General features: G+C 40.4%; 15 protein-coding genes and 1 riboswitch. Of the genes, 6 read left to right on the top strand and 9 right to left on the bottom strand.

The window, feature by feature from the left end; genetic code table 11:
- Nucleotides 1-90: 90 nt before the first annotated feature.
- From speD to metE, 6 genes are all read right to left on the bottom strand, one after another.
- Complete coding sequence (gene speD / locus PGLA_RS04320) at nucleotides 91-903, bottom strand: adenosylmethionine decarboxylase (RefSeq protein ID WP_068529216.1); 813 nt, start codon at nucleotides 901-903, stop codon at nucleotides 91-93.
- Between the two features lie 309 nt (nucleotides 904-1,212).
- Complete coding sequence (locus PGLA_RS04315) at nucleotides 1,213-2,043, bottom strand: VanW family protein (protein WP_068529214.1); 831 nt, start codon at nucleotides 2,041-2,043, stop codon at nucleotides 1,213-1,215.
- A 51-nt stretch (nucleotides 2,044-2,094) separates the two neighbouring features.
- Complete coding sequence (locus PGLA_RS04310; RefSeq protein WP_068529211.1) at nucleotides 2,095-3,078, bottom strand: phosphotransferase enzyme family protein; 984 nt, start codon at nucleotides 3,076-3,078, stop codon at nucleotides 2,095-2,097.
- Nucleotides 3,079-3,383: 305 nt separating this feature from the next.
- Nucleotides 3,384-3,566, bottom strand: a complete 183-nt coding sequence (locus PGLA_RS04305) for a type II toxin-antitoxin system antitoxin (RefSeq protein WP_068529209.1) — start codon at nucleotides 3,564-3,566, stop codon at nucleotides 3,384-3,386.
- Nucleotide 3,567: 1 nt separating this feature from the next.
- Nucleotides 3,568-4,410: an SPFH domain-containing protein gene (locus tag PGLA_RS04300; protein WP_068529206.1), complete on the bottom strand. Its 843-nt coding sequence runs from the start codon at nucleotides 4,408-4,410 to the stop codon at nucleotides 3,568-3,570.
- 145 nt (nucleotides 4,411-4,555) lie between these two features.
- Nucleotides 4,556-6,841 carry a 5-methyltetrahydropteroyltriglutamate--homocysteine S-methyltransferase gene (gene metE, locus PGLA_RS04295; protein ID WP_068529203.1) on the bottom strand — a complete coding sequence of 762 codons (2,286 nt, stop codon included), beginning with the start codon at nucleotides 6,839-6,841 and terminating at the stop codon, nucleotides 4,556-4,558.
- Nucleotides 6,842-7,001: 160 nt separating this feature from the next.
- A riboswitch (cobalamin riboswitch) is annotated at nucleotides 7,002-7,196 on the bottom strand.
- 195 nt (nucleotides 7,197-7,391) lie between these two features.
- On the opposite strand from metE, the gene PGLA_RS04290 reads away from it, so the two are divergent.
- The 3 genes from PGLA_RS04290 (at nucleotide 7,392) to PGLA_RS04280 (ending at nucleotide 9,845) form a co-directional block, all read left to right on the top strand.
- A complete protein-coding gene (locus tag PGLA_RS04290) occupies nucleotides 7,392-8,675 on the top strand; it encodes an MFS transporter (RefSeq protein ID WP_068529200.1) in 1,284 nt (427 codons plus the stop codon).
- A 180-nt stretch (nucleotides 8,676-8,855) separates the two neighbouring features.
- Nucleotides 8,856-9,386, top strand: coding sequence for a sigma-70 family RNA polymerase sigma factor (locus PGLA_RS04285; protein WP_068529198.1), 531 nt, complete (start codon nucleotides 8,856-8,858; stop codon nucleotides 9,384-9,386).
- A gap of 135 nt (nucleotides 9,387-9,521) precedes the next feature.
- Entirely contained in the window at nucleotides 9,522-9,845 is a 324-nt protein-coding gene (locus PGLA_RS04280) for a DUF4190 domain-containing protein (protein WP_068529194.1), read from the top strand.
- Between the two features lie 138 nt (nucleotides 9,846-9,983).
- On the opposite strand, the gene PGLA_RS04275 is transcribed toward PGLA_RS04280, so the two are convergent.
- Nucleotides 9,984-11,930, bottom strand: a complete 1,947-nt coding sequence (locus PGLA_RS04275; protein ID WP_068529192.1) for an ATP-dependent DNA helicase — start codon at nucleotides 11,928-11,930, stop codon at nucleotides 9,984-9,986.
- A 190-nt stretch (nucleotides 11,931-12,120) separates the two neighbouring features.
- Here PGLA_RS04275 and PGLA_RS04270 point away from each other — a divergent pair, with 190 nt between their 5' ends.
- Nucleotides 12,121-12,732 (top strand): DedA family protein, encoded by a 612-nt coding sequence (locus PGLA_RS04270; protein WP_068529189.1) that lies wholly within the window; start codon nucleotides 12,121-12,123, stop codon nucleotides 12,730-12,732.
- Nucleotides 12,733-12,847: 115 nt separating this feature from the next.
- Here the strand turns inward: PGLA_RS04270 and PGLA_RS04265 are convergent, their stop codons facing one another.
- Together PGLA_RS04265 and PGLA_RS04260 are read right to left on the bottom strand one after the other, a co-directional pair.
- A complete protein-coding gene (locus PGLA_RS04265; protein ID WP_068529186.1) occupies nucleotides 12,848-13,393 on the bottom strand; it encodes a hypothetical protein in 546 nt (181 codons plus the stop codon).
- A 247-nt stretch (nucleotides 13,394-13,640) separates the two neighbouring features.
- Nucleotides 13,641-14,951 (bottom strand): hemolysin family protein, encoded by a 1,311-nt coding sequence (locus tag PGLA_RS04260; RefSeq protein ID WP_068529183.1) that lies wholly within the window; start codon nucleotides 14,949-14,951, stop codon nucleotides 13,641-13,643.
- A gap of 241 nt (nucleotides 14,952-15,192) precedes the next feature.
- Here PGLA_RS04260 and PGLA_RS04255 point away from each other — a divergent pair, with 241 nt between their 5' ends.
- Both PGLA_RS04255 and PGLA_RS04250 read left to right on the top strand, forming a co-directional pair.
- Complete coding sequence (locus tag PGLA_RS04255) at nucleotides 15,193-15,924, top strand: DUF1836 domain-containing protein (protein WP_068529180.1); 732 nt, start codon at nucleotides 15,193-15,195, stop codon at nucleotides 15,922-15,924.
- A gap of 17 nt (nucleotides 15,925-15,941) precedes the next feature.
- Complete coding sequence (locus tag PGLA_RS04250) at nucleotides 15,942-16,757, top strand: undecaprenyl-diphosphate phosphatase (RefSeq protein WP_068529177.1); 816 nt, start codon at nucleotides 15,942-15,944, stop codon at nucleotides 16,755-16,757.
- The last annotated feature ends 34 nt before the right edge of the window (nucleotides 16,758-16,791 follow it).

Here is a 16,791-nt window from a genome sequence, read left to right as displayed (position 1 = left end):
GTTTGATAGAATTGTGTCGAACTACTATATCCACACTATAGTAACAGAGAGCACAATTATTTCCAAGCTTGGGATTTGATTTTCGCCGTATCAACCACGTTTCATATTCTTCCCATAATAGATTTCTTCCATTTCTTCCGTAATTCTCTTGGTAATCTTCTCCTGTTCCCCTAAATCTAACATTTCTTTAGTGTAACCAAAGAGATAGTTATCTAGGTCAAATGCTTTGAGCTTGCACTTGGTATGAAATATGTTCTCTTGGTATACGTTAACATCGATCATATCATATTGCCCTTGAATTTCTTCTGGGATGTAATTCTGAATGGAGTTAATATCGTGATCAATAAATAGCTTGTGCCCACTGATGTCTCTTGTGAAACCTCGCACTCGGTAATCTATCGTCATAATGTCCGTGTCGAACGAGTGAATGAGATAGTTGAGCGCTTTAAGGGGCGAGATCTCTCCGCACGTAGATACGTCAATATCTGCTCGAAACGTACTTATCCCCTCATCGGGATGGTACTCAGGATAGGTATGAACCGTAATATGACTCTTGTCTAAATGCATCAGAACCGTCTCCGGTAATGGACCTGGTGACTCCTGGAACGAATCTGTTGGTGCTGTTTCCACGGGTCCTTCTGACACAAGCATCGTTACACTCGCTCCTTGTGGGAAATAATCCTGTTTCGCAATGTTGAGTACATGTGCACCGATTATGTTAGATACCGTCTGCAGAATTGTAGTTAAGCGATCGGCATTATATTGTTCATCAATATATTCTAGATAAGCTTCACGTTCTTCTTTCGTTCTGGTATAACAAATATCATACATATTGAAACTTAGGGATTTCGTCAGGTTATTGAATCCGTGTAATTTAATCGTTTGTTCTGGTGTAATCTTCATAGGTCATATCCTCTCGTTGTTCCAACATTCAAACTCTAATATACCCTTTTCGTACGAGGTGAAACCTTTGATTTTAATTAATGTATTTAAAATTTCAAACGCAATATGACCGAATCACACCCTACTGGTACTGTGAAATGTCGGATTGTCGCAAGTGAGCTTGGGTCATTCTTCTGTATACTTCTGCAATAATCTATGCTGTATCGCTTAGAACGTAACTATAGTCGAACAAGAAGCACAAGAACATCTGCTATCTCCAACAGCTGTGAAATGCAAGTGTTCTACGATGTATCTCGTCGTCATCATTTCTTACGCATTCTTTTCCATTTCAATATCGTGTTCTGGTTCTTTTAATAATGGCTGATACATCATAATCGCATGGTTCTCCGTAACGAATTGATCATCAATCAGTTCGTGATGTGCATTATACTTTTTACGATGGATGATATTATGCCTTACATATCCTCCCCATGGCTCAAGCGTGATCCGATGGTCTCGTTCGTACACTTCATATGTATACGACTCAGGGTTCATGGCTCTCCATTCCCCAATTAAATCGTTATCATCCATGTAAAGGCATAGCTGATAAGGAACTTCGGTATCATTACGGATCTGAAGATCTAGATAGTTATATGCACATGTTGCTCCACTTCCAAAAGGCTGTGTACGTCTTGCATCAGGAAACACATCATAACTATGACGATGTCTCTCCGTTATGGTTAACGAGGTATGCAGCGTAATCCAATAAATAAGGTTCGAGCATTGACACAGTCCTCCACCAACGCCTGCTTTGAAATTTCCATAGAACAGCACCATTCCCTCTTGATATCCCTTACGTTTCGTAGGTTTACCAATCTGTTTCCAATAAGAGAATGTCTCACCCGGTTGAAGGACAATTCCGTTCAGTTGCTTAAGTGCAATTCTCAAATTGATCACTTTATTATGCTGCATCCACATATCTACATTCTTAAGTTCTCTTAGCAAGGGTGTATTATGCGAACTCACAATATGTTCCAAAGGAGCTAGAGATATTTTCTTTGCATATCTCTCTTTACCCAATATCCACTTCATATATCTTCGATAGACAAAATAATTCTTCCCTACACATAATCTCAGTGGCGACCTTTTCTTGGGTTTCATCCGAAAATCCCTCCTTTGGTTTTGAGCCTCCATATTACGTCTTGTGTCACATTATAATGTATAAAAAATGCTTTGAAGGTCTATATAAGACTGGCAGTACTTCTTGCAAAAGATCGGCATCCGTTCTCTCATCCAAGCATGTTGCTCTTCATTTTCCATATGAAATGCATAGAAACCGAAGATACACAATATCATGAAACCCTCCAACAACTGCATATCCTTCTCCGTAAATGTCGACGATTTATCGATGTACTCTGCTATAAAATGAAGCCGGTCTTCCGGCTTAAAGCTAAGCACACTTCCCGCTACATCATAGAGATAATAACCATAACCAAACAAACAAAAATCAATGATCGCAATCCCATGCTGTGTTATGAGGAGATTGCCCTTGTTAATATCCGCGTGAATGATTCCCCAAGTATTTACGGTCTTAGGGTAAGTCTCTAATCTAGCGTTAAGGAGTTCAAAGAATTTCTTTACGATTATAAAATCATCAACCGAAAATACACCCAAAGAGACGCCCAACTCCAGCTGCTTAAGCATCGACTCATTTTCTGTTATATCAGAGTAGGTTGGACGAAATTCGCTCGAACTCACTCCTGATGCTCTTCCGAATTGATGCAAGTTGCGAACCTGTTCCGCCAAATGAGTAATGTGTTCTTTGGAGATCACTTCACCTTTCTGTATATCTCTGCCTTCAATCCATCGAAGCAGTGTGCTATGAACGACTACTCCTTCTTCTGTCACCTGGGTAACCCAACCCCCTAATGAATTACGAACTGGAGTCTGCACCATGATATCCGTTGTTCCGCTCAATTCATTTAATAACATCATCTCAATCTTGAGCCCTTCATTAGTATGTTGCAAACCACTCATAGTAGAAATTACTGATTTATGTATTCTTAAAAGATACGACATCCCACTTAATTCATCAGTCACTTTATAGGTCAGATTCTCGTTATGCCGAATAAATGCTGTTGACGAAACATGAATGGGGTATTGCTCTAATATTTCAGTGATCAACTTGTCATCCAATTCTATTACCTCCTGTTGAAATACCGTGACAAGCACTTTATATAGATTTTTAGATTTTAGTATGATTTATCACTTTTCTTTTATCCACAATTTTAACATATATCCATGATTATTCATCCAATATTTAGAACACCTAAATAAGCATTCATTTCATTCTTACGAGCAACCTATATAATATTGAACTAAAGTTTTCGCTCACAAGTTCAATCATTTCTAAAGAAAATCATGAAGTTCTCATTCGTAAAAAAGACCCCTCAACAGCATTGAATACTGTCGTGGGATCTCTTATGTGTGTTCAAATATACTTACTCCTGATCATTTTCTTTCCCTTGATTTGGTGTGTTAAGTCGACCCGCGTCCTTAAGCACTTCACGCAGCAAAAATTCTATATGTCCGTTTACGCTACGTAATTCGTCTTGGGCCCACCGCTCTAACGCTGCGTAAAGCTTAGGATCAAGTCTCAAGGGAAAACTCTTCTTCGGTGCCACCTTAGTAAATAGTACTTGTATTAATGATAGGTTGCGCCGAGCGGTCGGACACGATAGCCACCATTAAATTATTTATCATCGCTGCTTTGCGTTCCTCATCCAACTGAACGATCCCCTCACTTTCAATTCTTGTGATAGCCATTTGTACCATCGTTACTGCACCTTCAACAATCTTCTCCCGTGCTGATATGATAGCGGATGCTTGCTGACGTTGCAACATCGCGCTAGCAATTTCTGTAGCATAGGCAAGATGCGTCAAGCGAGTCTCAATGACCTCTACACCAGCAACCTGCAACCTCTTCTGTAATTCATCGCCTAATTCTGCTGCGACTTCTTCTGCATTACCCCTAAGTGAATATCCAGTACCCTCAAAACGGTCATATGGATATTTGCTCGCCACATGACGAAGCGCTGTTTCACTCTGAATTTCGACAAACACCTCATATTTCTCAACTTCGAATAGTGCTTTTGCGGAATCCGTAACCCGAAATACAACTACCGCTGCAATCTCAATAGGATTTCCTTCAATGTCATTTACTTTAAGTTTAACGCTATTAAAGTTACGCACACGCAGAGATACTTTTCTATGAAATGAGAACGGAACCGTCATCCAGAATCCATCATTACGGATGGACCCAACATATTTACCGAAGAACGTAATGACCTTGGATTGATTAGGCTGAACTACTGTAAAGGATGCCATACAGGTAACTGCAATCAATATCGATATTAACCCTAATATCACAATACCATTTATTAAGCTGAATGTTGCTAAAGCAATAAATCCAAGCATTATTAACAATCCCACAAATCCATTGATTGACCACGCCTTGTTCTCTTTCATGCTAACTTCCTCCTCAGATATAATATCTATTTGATATTATCATGATATCACTTTTGTATTTTATTTACAATATTTTTTTTATTATCTATACAAAAAAACAGACTCCCCCATCCAACAGGGAAGCCCATTCATGTCATCTATTCCATTAGTTCGCTACACTTCTCGCTTCTCTTGCGATTTCAGTCGCTTGCACCATGTGTTTCAGAGATGCAACAGTCTCTTCTATTCCACGAGTCTTCAACCCGCAATCTGGATTAATCCAGAATAATGCTGGATCTAATACTTGTAGCGCTCTATCGATCATCGATACCATTTCCTCTACGCTTGGTACTCTTGGACTATGAATATCATATACACCTAATCCAATACCTAGCTCATATGTGGATTCTTCAAAAGTATGAATAAGTTCCCCATGACTACGTGATGTTTCGATGGAAATAACATCGGCATCTAGTGCCCGTATCGCATCAATCATTTCGTGGAATTCACAATAGCACATATGTGTATGAATTTGCGTCGTGTCCTTCACTGTAGATGTAGATAGACGGAAGGCAAGAATGGAATCTTCCAGATAACTATCCCACTTCGCTTTCTTCAGCGGTAATCCTTCTCGAAGTGCAGGCTCATCGACTTGAATCATTTCAATTCCAGCCTTCTCTAGCGCCTCAACTTCCTCCCTTAATGCCAATGCAATCTGGAAGGCTACTTCATTACGAGGAAGATCATCACGTACAAAAGACCAGTTCAATATCGTCAATGGACCTGTCAACATCCCTTTTACCGGCTTATTCGTTAGAGATTGGGCGTATATACTTTCTTTCACAGTCATCGGAGCAATGAACTCCACATCTCCGTAGATCACTGGCGGTTTCACGCAGCGTGAACCATAGGACTGCACCCAACCATTCAATGTAAAAGCAAACCCATTCAATTTCTCTCCGAAAAATTCAACCATATCCGTTCTTTCGAATTCACCATGAACGAGGACGTCAATACCAATCTCTTCTTGAAGTTTAATCCAGATTTGAATCTGTTCTTCAATGAATGTCTCGTATTGCTCGTTGCTCCAATCTCCCTTGCGGAAGCTTTGACGAGCTTTTCTGATCTCTGGTGACTGCGGGAAACTTCCGATCGTCGTTGTCGGTAGGAATGGAAGCTGCCATTTCTCTTGTTGACTAACTTGGCGTTTGGCGAAGACACTTGTTCTTGTCGACGGCTGTGAATCCCTATTAGCAGCAGCTTGTCGAACTTCAACACGATTTCTTGACTGTGATGCATTGAGGGCTTCAACTGCACTTCTACTATTCTTTAATTTCTCTTCTACACCCTCATGTCCACTAGCAGCTGCGACAAGAAGAACAATCTCATCTAACTTCTCATCCGCATAAGCCAAAGCCTCTTTTAACACAGGATCTAATGCTGTCTCTGGTTTAGTACTAACCGGAACATGCAGTAGGCTGCAAGAAGGTTGAACCACAATCCGATCATAAGGTACGAACTCAGATAGTTCTTTAAGCAATTGCAGTGGCGATTCAAGACTTGAACGCCAAATGTTACGTCCGTCAATCAGACCCGCACCAAGCGTCTTCCCTTCTGGGAATCCGAACTTCTTAATCGACTGCAAATTCTGCTCTAATCCATGAACAAGATCAAGTCCGAACCCCTGAACTGGAAGTGAGATAATCTCTTCATAGTGATCGACCGCTTCAAAATACGTCTGTAGCATAATATTTAATTCTGGCGCAGCTTCATGCAGAGCTGTATAAATACGACGAATTCTCTCCAGATCCACTTTCGTAATAGATGTTACTAGAATAGGCTCATCAATTTGGATCCACTGAACACCTTCTTGTGCAAGCTCCTGTACAATTTGAGTGTAGATCGGTAAGAATTGTTCGATCTTATCATCGATTTGGTCCGGCTCATATCCTTTGGAAAGTTTCAAGAACGTGTACAATCCAACCAATACCGGTTTACCTTCTATACCTAACTTTTCTTTCGCTTCTTGATAAGCTTTAAGAGGACGGTTCTCAGTTAACGTTGGGGCTGCCCCATTCAACTCTGGCACAATATAATGATAATTGGTATTAAACCATTTGGTCATCTCACATGCAGCGGCACCTTTGTCTCCTCTTGCCATCGCATAATAGGTAGAGAACGGAACGACACCACCTTCGTATGAGAAACGTTCTGGTACAAGCCCGAACATTGCAGAAGTATCCAATATATGATCGTAGAACGAGAAATCATTCACAGGAATGAGTTCAATTCCTTTAGATAGTTGAAGCTTTAAATGATCTAAGCGAATGTTCTCCAACTGACTAGTCAATTGCGTTTCATCCAATTTCCCTGCCCAGTATGCCTCAAGTGTTTTCTTCCATTCTCTATTTGCTCCGATACGTGGGTACCCTAGATTACTACTCTTTAACATGTGTACATAACGCCTCCTCATATTTCATTATATTTATAAATATATTCATAAAAATACCCAAAAAAGGCATCTTTACCCTCTTATAAAAAGGATAAAGATGCCCTAGGATATACTTAATCTAGTCGCGATCTTTAACACCTCCCTATCTCCCGTAGGTACTTCAGTGTTGTCAAAATAGGCAGGTCTCCTGGCTCCAGAATCGTAATCCATTTGCTCCCTTCCCGATCCTTACGATCAGTGGTTAATGAGCAATGACTCCTCTGTTACAGTGGCGGGACCGCGCCGGTATTACACCGGTCTTCCCTTTTAAGCTAAAGTTAGTTCAACTAAAGCACCTTATTTGCACAATATTATTTGGTTGTCGTCTTTTGCATATAATACATCTTAGTGTATATTTATGCAACCATATATTACAAAATACTAGTTATCCTATGATTATAGTTGATATTAAGTGCTTTATCAATCTTATAAAAGTTCACTCCCTTGTCCACACCAAAACTGCTAAAATAGTAAAGTTGGTAGTTAATAATTAGGAGGATACGAATACTTCATGCGCTATATACATCAAGTCAAAAAGGGATGGACTGACCTATCCCTGAATATTAAACTATTCTTTCTAGCAAATGTGTTATTTCAGATCGGAGGCGGCATGTTCTCCGTCTTATATAATCTCTACATCCAAGGCCTTGGTTACGAAGATGCCATGACCGGAAGAGTCGTAAGTATTCAGTCATTGGCTACGGCTCTCATGTTCATTCCTGTCGGCTTGCTTGGAGATCGAACTAGCCGCAAGCGGCTACTCATCATTGGAGCTATGTTTAGCGGATTAGCTTTTATCGGTAGATCATTCTTGGATTCGGAGTTCAGCCTATTATCACTTGCTGTCGTCTCCGGCTTGTTCGCTGCCATCTTTCAAGTGCTGGCTATTCCATTCCTAGCTGAAAGTATTCCTATTAAACAGCGACTGCGCATTTTTAGTTATTATTCTTCTCTCGTCCTTGCATCACAAGTGCTTGGTAGTATGGGAGGCGGAATGTTAGCCGATCTCATGCAAACCTTCGGTATGAACCGTATTTCTAGTCTGCAAATTGTTCTGGCAGCAGGTGGGCTGGCTACTTTTGCAGCGTTCATTCCATTACTCTTCATCGTTGAAGCTACGCGAACGGTTAAACTCAAGGCGAACCTTTCCAATCCTACAGATCAACCGTCCAAGTCTGCATCCAACAACCTGAAGTCTGATTATACAATGATAGGGCAGTTTGCACTCGTCCAGCTTATTATCGGTATCGGCTCTGGGCTCGTTATTCCCTACTTGAACCTATATTTCACCAACCGTTTCTCTGTGTCCCTTAGTGCCGTTGGTTTACTCATCTCACTTGGACAGATAATGACGATTGTATCCATGTTAATCGGTCCATCTTTAGCTGCAAAGGTTGGTTCTGTGAAGGCTGTGGTGTGTTTTCAATTACTCTCCCTTCCTTTCCTTCTATTGACTGGATTTACGAATCTATTCGCTATCGCTGCGGTGAGCTTCTTATTCCGACAAGCATTGATGAATGCGGCCAATCCAATCCAGTCTACGGTCATGATCGACCGTGTGTCTGAGTCGAGCCGCGGCATCGCCAATTCCATTACCCAGACTGCATTTATGCTTGGATGGGCATTCATGGGTCCCGTTCAATCCTACTTTGTTACTACTTACGGTTATTATTGGGGTTATGCCGTCACTTTCAGCATCACAGGTGTGTTATATGTCAGTGCCGCTGCCCTTTATTACACAATGTTTAGGAAACCACGTCTACAACCAAAGAACGAATCGCTAGTAACAGATTAATACCCAAAGCAAAGGGCGTCTCTTAGCCATATATGACTGAGAGACGCCCTTTATATTTTTTTTAATTCAATGAGAAATCTCCCTCAAACAACTCATTCACGCTTACTCCTTCATAAATAATTCGAACGAAATCTTTCAACCTCACCAATATATAGTGTAAGACCAAAGGGGGAATGGCGGATGAACAATCCACAACAATATACTAAGCTCATTGCACTCACGCTAGCCGGCAGCCGTGAAGCCTACAGTGAGTTGTACGAAATAACCATTCAGGATGTTTACAAAACCGTTCATTTCCTCATTGGAGATCCATCTGATGTAGACGATGTCGTTCAAGAGATTTACATTCAAGTGCACAGGTCTCTTCCACAATTCGACATAAACAGACCCTTTCCCCCTTGGTTAATGGGTCTCGTGATGCGACAGATTCTTGCTTATCGTAGAAAGAGATGGACGCATCTCAGGATAACAAAAAAAGCTGAAGAATATGAACAAACTATGACCTATGATTTCTCACATCACGTCGTTGATAAATTATCTAATCATTCGTTGCTATCGAGTGTTGAACACCTGCCATACAAGTTGAAGCATGTCGTGATTTTACATTATTTAAGTGAATATTCACAAGAAGAGGTGGCTATTGCCCCCGTTGACATGACAATAGATCGCCCCTTCTTCTTCGCTATTAAAGATACACAGAGTAAGGCTTGACTATTCTAGGTACGATTACAGCCCCATAATGGACTTCCAAAGGAAAACCCAACTCCATAAGTAATTCGTGGTAATTATAGGGATATTTAGATATACTTATAGCTGTCATAACACCACAAGAGGAGGATTCACCCTATGAATCAATATTCCAACGATTTAAATGCACCCTATAATAACTATCCACCACCTATGCCACCTGCAAAAACGAACGGAAAATCCATCGCTGCACTCGTACTTGGCATATTATCTGTTGCTACTCCGTACATCGGTCTTCTTTTCGGAATCATTGCTATGATCTTAGCAAGTATCTCTCTCAAAGAGCTTAAATATAAAAATGAGGAAGGACGCGGTCTGGCCATAGCCGGTCTTGTATGCGGCATTGTCGGCACTGTAATTTATGCCCTTCTTATTGCCTTTCTCGTTGTCATTTTTATTTTCGCTGCTTCTTCAGATTATTAATATTAGCTTATTCCTTCTACTTCGAATCCTTAACGATCTACGACCTACATATGCAAAAAGAGACCTTAATCCATCATTTCTGATGAATTAAGGTCTTTTACTGTAAGTCTACTGCTATGATCATACTTTATAATTTATCTATAACGTCTCTTGTAGCGTAACACCTTCCGGCATCACAGACAGAACATGCTCTCGTACGGAAGCCTTCTGCTGTAATTCTTCGCAAAGAATAGCAATAATCCCTTGGTCTCCACGAGATCGAATCAGACGACCCATACCTTGTCTTAGACGTAATAGCATATGTGGTAGATCTACCTCTTCAAAAGGAGCAACCGATGCATTACGCTTCGCCATAAATACAGGATCGTTTGGAGGAAATGGGAGCGACCATATGATCACGTTCGATAATGATGGGCCAGGTACATCCAGTCCCTCCCATAGACTTACCGCACATAGAACGCTTGCTTCATTCCTTTGAAATGCTGAAATGAGATAACTAATCTCCTGATCGCCTTCATAATAAAATGGCATGTCCGCGCACCTTGGATCTAGCGTAATCTGCTGTTTGAACTGTTGTAACTCTTCATGCGTACGGAATAGGATTAGAGCCCTTCCATTCGTGCGTTCCAGCAGTTGGCCTGCAATCTCCAACTTCTCAGCAAAAGTCCCGTGAGCTAATTTCGGTGCAAAAGCTTGCATCTGATTCGGATAATCATACGGCGAATTCACCGAGAAGGACAAATAATTGTCCAGTCCTAGACTATCTGCAACATAATGAAACGATCCATCAACAGAGAGCGTTGCAGAAGAGAACACAATCGGCATATTCGTATTGAATACGCGTTCTTGCAATACTTCCTTAACAGCCCTTGGCATGATCGACAACGTTAGTCCATCTTCACTATCCGTCACCCAACATATCAAAGCCTCAGATTTCTCAAAGAGGCTTAGTGCCTTCTGCATCATCTCAATATGTTCTTCCACAATCCGTAGTTGATAGTCATCTAACGTGTATAGCTCACTTTCAAATACAAGCTCTTCCTCGATAGCCGTCAGAATACTTCGGAAACGGTGGACCGCCTGTAGTAATGTATCATTCAAATGAATCTGCTTCCGATCTGAACCCAGGATGCTCTCACTATTCTTTTCCAATAAATGAAACATGATTTCAGATTGATCAATCGCCTCATCAATAAGCACAGCAAGTGCTTCACGCACTTCTCCCTGTAGCAAGCGTAAAATCAACTCTTCAAATATGACATGCTTCATTTTGTATCCAAGTGCTTTCATCGCGGCTGACTCTAACAAATGTCCTTCATCAAATACGACCGCACAATGATCAGGTAAGAGCGGAAGTTGTCCCTCACGTTTTCTCCCCTCGAACGTCCATACATGTTCCATATAGTAATCGTGTGAGCATATCACTAAGTCCGACGAATGACGATAATATTCTCTGGATAGTGTCTGTCCACAACGATGTCGTCTGTCACACGTGAAGCAATCCTGAAAGGAATCCCAGTTAATCTTGTGCCATTGTTCATCATTTAGATGTGGATAGTTCTTACGATCACCGTATGCATAGAACGTCTGCATAGGCCGAGGGCTATGAACAAATTCAGGTAGGTTCTCGTACAAATCCTCCCATTGTGCCCCTTGCTCGTCCTTAAATCTAGCTTCGTCTAACTTCACTAGACATACATATTGATCTGGAGATTTCCCCAAACGTGCGTCAATGGCTAAGCTCAGGTGCTGAGCCAACTTGGCAATATCCCCTTCTGGCTTTACCAATTGCTCAATCAGTGACTCATCCGCACAAGCGATAATAGCTGGTTTCCGAGTATATCTCGCATAACAAATGGCGTATAACAAATACACCAACGTCTTCCCGGTCCCAACTCCTGCCTCTGCAAAGATCGCCTTCTTATCTGCAAAAGCACGTTCCAATTGGAACGCCATATATATTTGTTCATCGCGAACTTCGAAGCCCGCTTCTGGTAATAGTTCATAGAATACATCTGCCACCCAATCGCCAACTTGCGAAATAAAAGACTTGGTAGGATCATGCTCAAAAGGATAACGCTCCACTATATTGTTTACCTCCATGAAGTTTATTGCAAAAAAGCCCAATATTTAAACATGAGCTAACGTTTCATTATGTCATAGGACCGGAATAAAAGCAATTCACTCCCTTATGATTACACCCAAATTTTCAGATTATGAATATTTCAGTTATACTATTGAAAACTAGCTATCAATTACTTGGAGGATCTTCCACATGGAAAATTGGATTACGAGTTTCATGGAACAATACGGATATTGGGGGATATTTCTACTTATCGCGTTAGAAAACATATTCCCTCCGATTCCATCTGAAGTCATTCTTACCTTCGGGGGGTTTATGACAACCCATTCTGATTTGACGGTTACTGGCGTCATTGCGGTAGCAACACTCGGATCTACGGTTGGTGCCATTATTCTATATGGTATTGGTTATCTACTTAATGTAGATAGATTAGAAGCTATCATCGACCGCTTTGGACGATACCTCCGTGTAAAGAAAGAAGACATCCACAAAGCAGATGCCTGGTTCGAGCGCTACGGATATTGGACGGTGTTCTTTTGCCGGATGATTCCTTTAATTCGCAGTCTTATTTCAATCCCAGCAGGCATGGCTAAAATGAAATTCGGGCTATTTCTACTCTTCACAATAGCCGGCAGTGTAATATGGAATATCGCTCTTGTATTGGTGGGTGCCGCTGTTGGAGACAATTGGGAGAAAGTCGTCGAGTATATGGATGTGTATTCCAATGTCGCTTATGCAATCATCGCCGTTGCTATCGTTACTGCATTGTATTTTTGGATTCGAAGAAGTAGAAAAAAGGCGTAGTCTTATATCACACATAGACTCTATCGCATTCATGATGTCACGCTCAAACAAAAATACGCTACCTAGCTTATATTCGGCTAAGTAGCGTATTTACTATACATTTATAGAGAAATACCTAACGTTTGCGTTTCTCCTTACGAGGCGAAATGAAATAACTAGCTGTAATCATCAGATCCACACCTAGGATGATACTCCAAGTCTTCATCATATTACTTAGTGCCTCTGTGCGAGCTGGATCATTAATAATATAAACCATGCCCATAATAAGACCACATCCTATGACATAGGCTACCATGTGCCTCACAAATCCTTTTGAATAGTGCTTTGCATGTTCCATTCCTGTTAATTTATTAGGCGCTACACCTTGTTTCGTGACGTAATATTTAAACCGTATATCTACCCACGCAATCATGCTTTTACCAAATCCAATAGACACACCAATGTATACAGCTGCAAGCGCATGAGCCGTAGTCGCTATCGTACCATTATATAAATCAACGCCTGTCACAATTAATAAGATAAGATCAGTAACCGGTGTGCATACTAATAATAGAATTCCTAACTTCTCCAACTTCAAAATATATCTACATGTTAAACCGAGTAAGATGAATACCCAAAAGGCAATTTCACATCCTATAATCATGTATATGATCCAATTCATATTATAATCCCCTCATAGCTTTTTTTTGCGCACACCTAACACACCCTTATAATACCAATTAAGAATTCATTTGGATACTTATAGTGTTATAATTTGCAAAAAAAAGAACCCTCCAGATCAACTCACTGATCCATAGGGCTCTACGCTATCTCAAAATCTTACGCAAAACAACATTGCCTTCTAAATGAGGTCCGAACACATCTGGTATCGTAGCCAAAATGAGGAGCCTAAATAGCTCCCCATTTCCTTATAGTTCGCTTTCTTCTTTTTCGACATTCTCACGAATAATCTCAATTTTACGAATACGATTTTTATCTTTTTCTCGAATAATGAACGTCAGTTCGTTAGATTGCCAAGCAATACCTTTGGGAAGTTCCGGTTGTCGACTATACAACCAACCCCCAATGGAATCAACATCTTCATGTTCAATATTCACTCCGAGCTGCAAGTTAATATCATCAATAGAAGTGTTACCTTCAACTAGGTAACGATGATCCTCTATTTTTTCGATAGGCTTCTTCTCATCTATATCAAATTCATCACGGATCTCACCGACAATTTCCTCCAATATATCTTCGATCGTAACTAATCCTGATGTCCCACCATACTCATCTAACAAAAGAGCAATGTGTACATGTTGATCCTGCATCTTCAACAAGAGTGATTTAACAGGTAAACTTTCCGGCACGGTCATAACAGGTTGAATCAACGTATTAAAATCAAAATCAGGATTGCTACTATCGTATTTCAAGAAAAACTTTTTTGTATTTACGAAACCAATGATATTATCTTTACTCCCCTTGGTAACCAAAAAGCGAGTGTATTGTTCTGATTTTACAATAGCTATATTCTCTTCAAGTGTTTGATTTACATCTAAACACACCATATCTGTACGAGGGACCATGATCTCTCTTGCTAATAAATCATCAAATGCAAAGATCCGACTCACATATCCATATTCTGTTTTGTTGATTTTCCCGCTCTCATAGCTCTCAGATAAAATGATTTGAATCTCTTCCTCTGAATGAGCCTCGTCATGCTCGCTTGCTGGCATAATACCGAACATTCTTACGAAAGCATTCGCTGAACCATTTAATAACCATATGAAGGGATACATAACTTTATTAAAAACAATAATAATAGGAGCAGTAAGAACTGCGATTTGTTCTGCCTTTTGAATCGCGAGCGTCTTTGGAGCTAGTTCACCTAACACGACATGAAGGAACGTTATCGACACGAACGCAATAATAAAGGCAAGAATATGTCCTGTGCTTTGGCCAATGCCAAGTTGTTCGAACAATGGGAATAATATCTTCTCTACTGTAGGTTCACCCAACCAACCCAGTCCCAGAGCAGTAATTGTAATACCAAGCTGACAGGCTGATAAATATCCATCCAAATTACTTGTAACCTTCTGAACTGCCAGCGCGTTCTTCTTACCTTCCATAACCATTTGATTTACTCTACTAGGACGAATTTTAATGATCGCAAACTCCGTAGCAACGAAAAACGCGGTAAGTATAATCAGTACAGCCACCAAAAATAAATTCAGTACCATATCAAGCTCCTTCTTCGTGATTGTTGAACCGTTCAATCAAACAGTTCTTATGAACTAATTATATAATGTCCCACTCTAGGTTATCAAACGGCTATAAAGCGAATACAAGGTGAAATTCGACTATTTCCGCTCATTAACGAAACACCAGAGGACAATCTCTTTCAGTATATCGTTTTGACACAACCGCATAATCATTTTATGATAAGTTCGGATGAACTATTCATTATAGAAAGGTGTCGCTATGGAAACTCTAACATTTACTCGTAAAGCTATGTCTTGCTTGTTACTTTCTCTACAAGTTGATGCAACAAGCTCCCCACGAACCGTCATACAAGACATCTGGAGAGAAAACCACGAACGAGAATTGGCACAAGGTACATCCATGTCTGCCTTCATCTCAACTTCATTTCCATCCATTATAGAGAAAATGATTAAGTCAGATGCTCATCCCTCTTTTTCTCTTCATGATATTGTGTCCTTAGGATCGCAAATTGAATACACTCATTTCTCCATTACTTCTATTCAAAATTGGGTTAAACGAGATTTCAAAGATTTCATTGGTCATGCTGAAGAAGGTAAGAAGTATTCGTTACAACAAGTTGCTCTATTCTTCATCATTGAAGATCTTAGATCAACATTGGATTACGACACGATCCGTAAGTTCTGTCACATTGTATTTGAACTGATTCAACCCCTTGATTTCTATTCCTCCTATGCTAAATTATTTGAGGAACTTGATGAACGTTACCGCAATTGCATAGATGCACGCTCAGACTTCGTCCATAAATGGGATCAGATGATTACTGTGGCAGCCAAAGAGCATGTCGCGCACACAACAGATCTCTCAGCCGAACACAAAGAAACGTTACAAACCGCCATCCATGTAGCCTTAACATCTGTTCACACATCCTGCTTCCAGTCTCTCTCACGCCGTTATGTCCACGGCATGCTATTTCTTCACAATCTTCAATAACGAGGTGTTATACAACTATGAATGATTTCATAAATTTGCTGAAATATGCCTTCTTAGGCTTAGTACAAGGTATTACTGAACCTATTCCTGTATCCTCCAGTGCTCATGTTATCATTGTGCAAAATCTTTTCGGATTAGAAATTGAAGGGTTAGGGTTTGAGGTGCTCGTCAATTTCGCTTCACTGTTAGCCATTCTACTTATATACAAGAAAGATTTAATACAGTTAATTAAACACGGATATTTATTCCTAATCAAAAAAGAAGAACAATACAAAAAAGATTTCCACTTCATCCTTTATCTCATTATTGCAACCATCCCTGCAGGGCTGGTCGGATTTCTGTTCAATGATCTCATCTCTAATGTCTTTAAAGGAATGCTGACCATCGCTATTTCACTCTTTATTACTGGTATTGCGCTATGGTTGATACGTAATCTACGCGGGCGTAAGAATGAAGCAGGACTCAAATTGAAAGATGCTATCATCATTGGACTTGCGCAGACCGTTGCCTTGATTCCTGGAATCAGTCGATCTGGAGCTACGATTGTAGCGGGTATGGGACTCGGACTCAAGCAATCAACTGCTCTCAAATTCTCATTCTTTCTATATATCCCTATAAGTGTCGGCAGTATGATTCTTGAAGGATCTAACCTTATCCATGACCCTCTAATAGGCACATTAGCTCTTCCCTACACACTAGCCTTCATATGCTCACTTGTTACTTCCTACTTCTCTATGAAATGGTTCATGGGCATTATGGAGCGTGGTCAATTGAAGTACTTCTCGTGGTATTGCTTTCTCTTAAGTGCATTCATATTGATATTCATGTTATAAACTATTAATAGCATAACAAAGAGCCCTGCTAGAC

Source organism: Paenibacillus glacialis, from assembly GCF_001637205.1.
Lineage (GTDB): Bacteria > Bacillota > Bacilli > Paenibacillales > Paenibacillaceae > Paenibacillus_AQ > Paenibacillus_AQ glacialis.
This window is presented reverse-complemented; position numbering and strand designations above follow the sequence as displayed.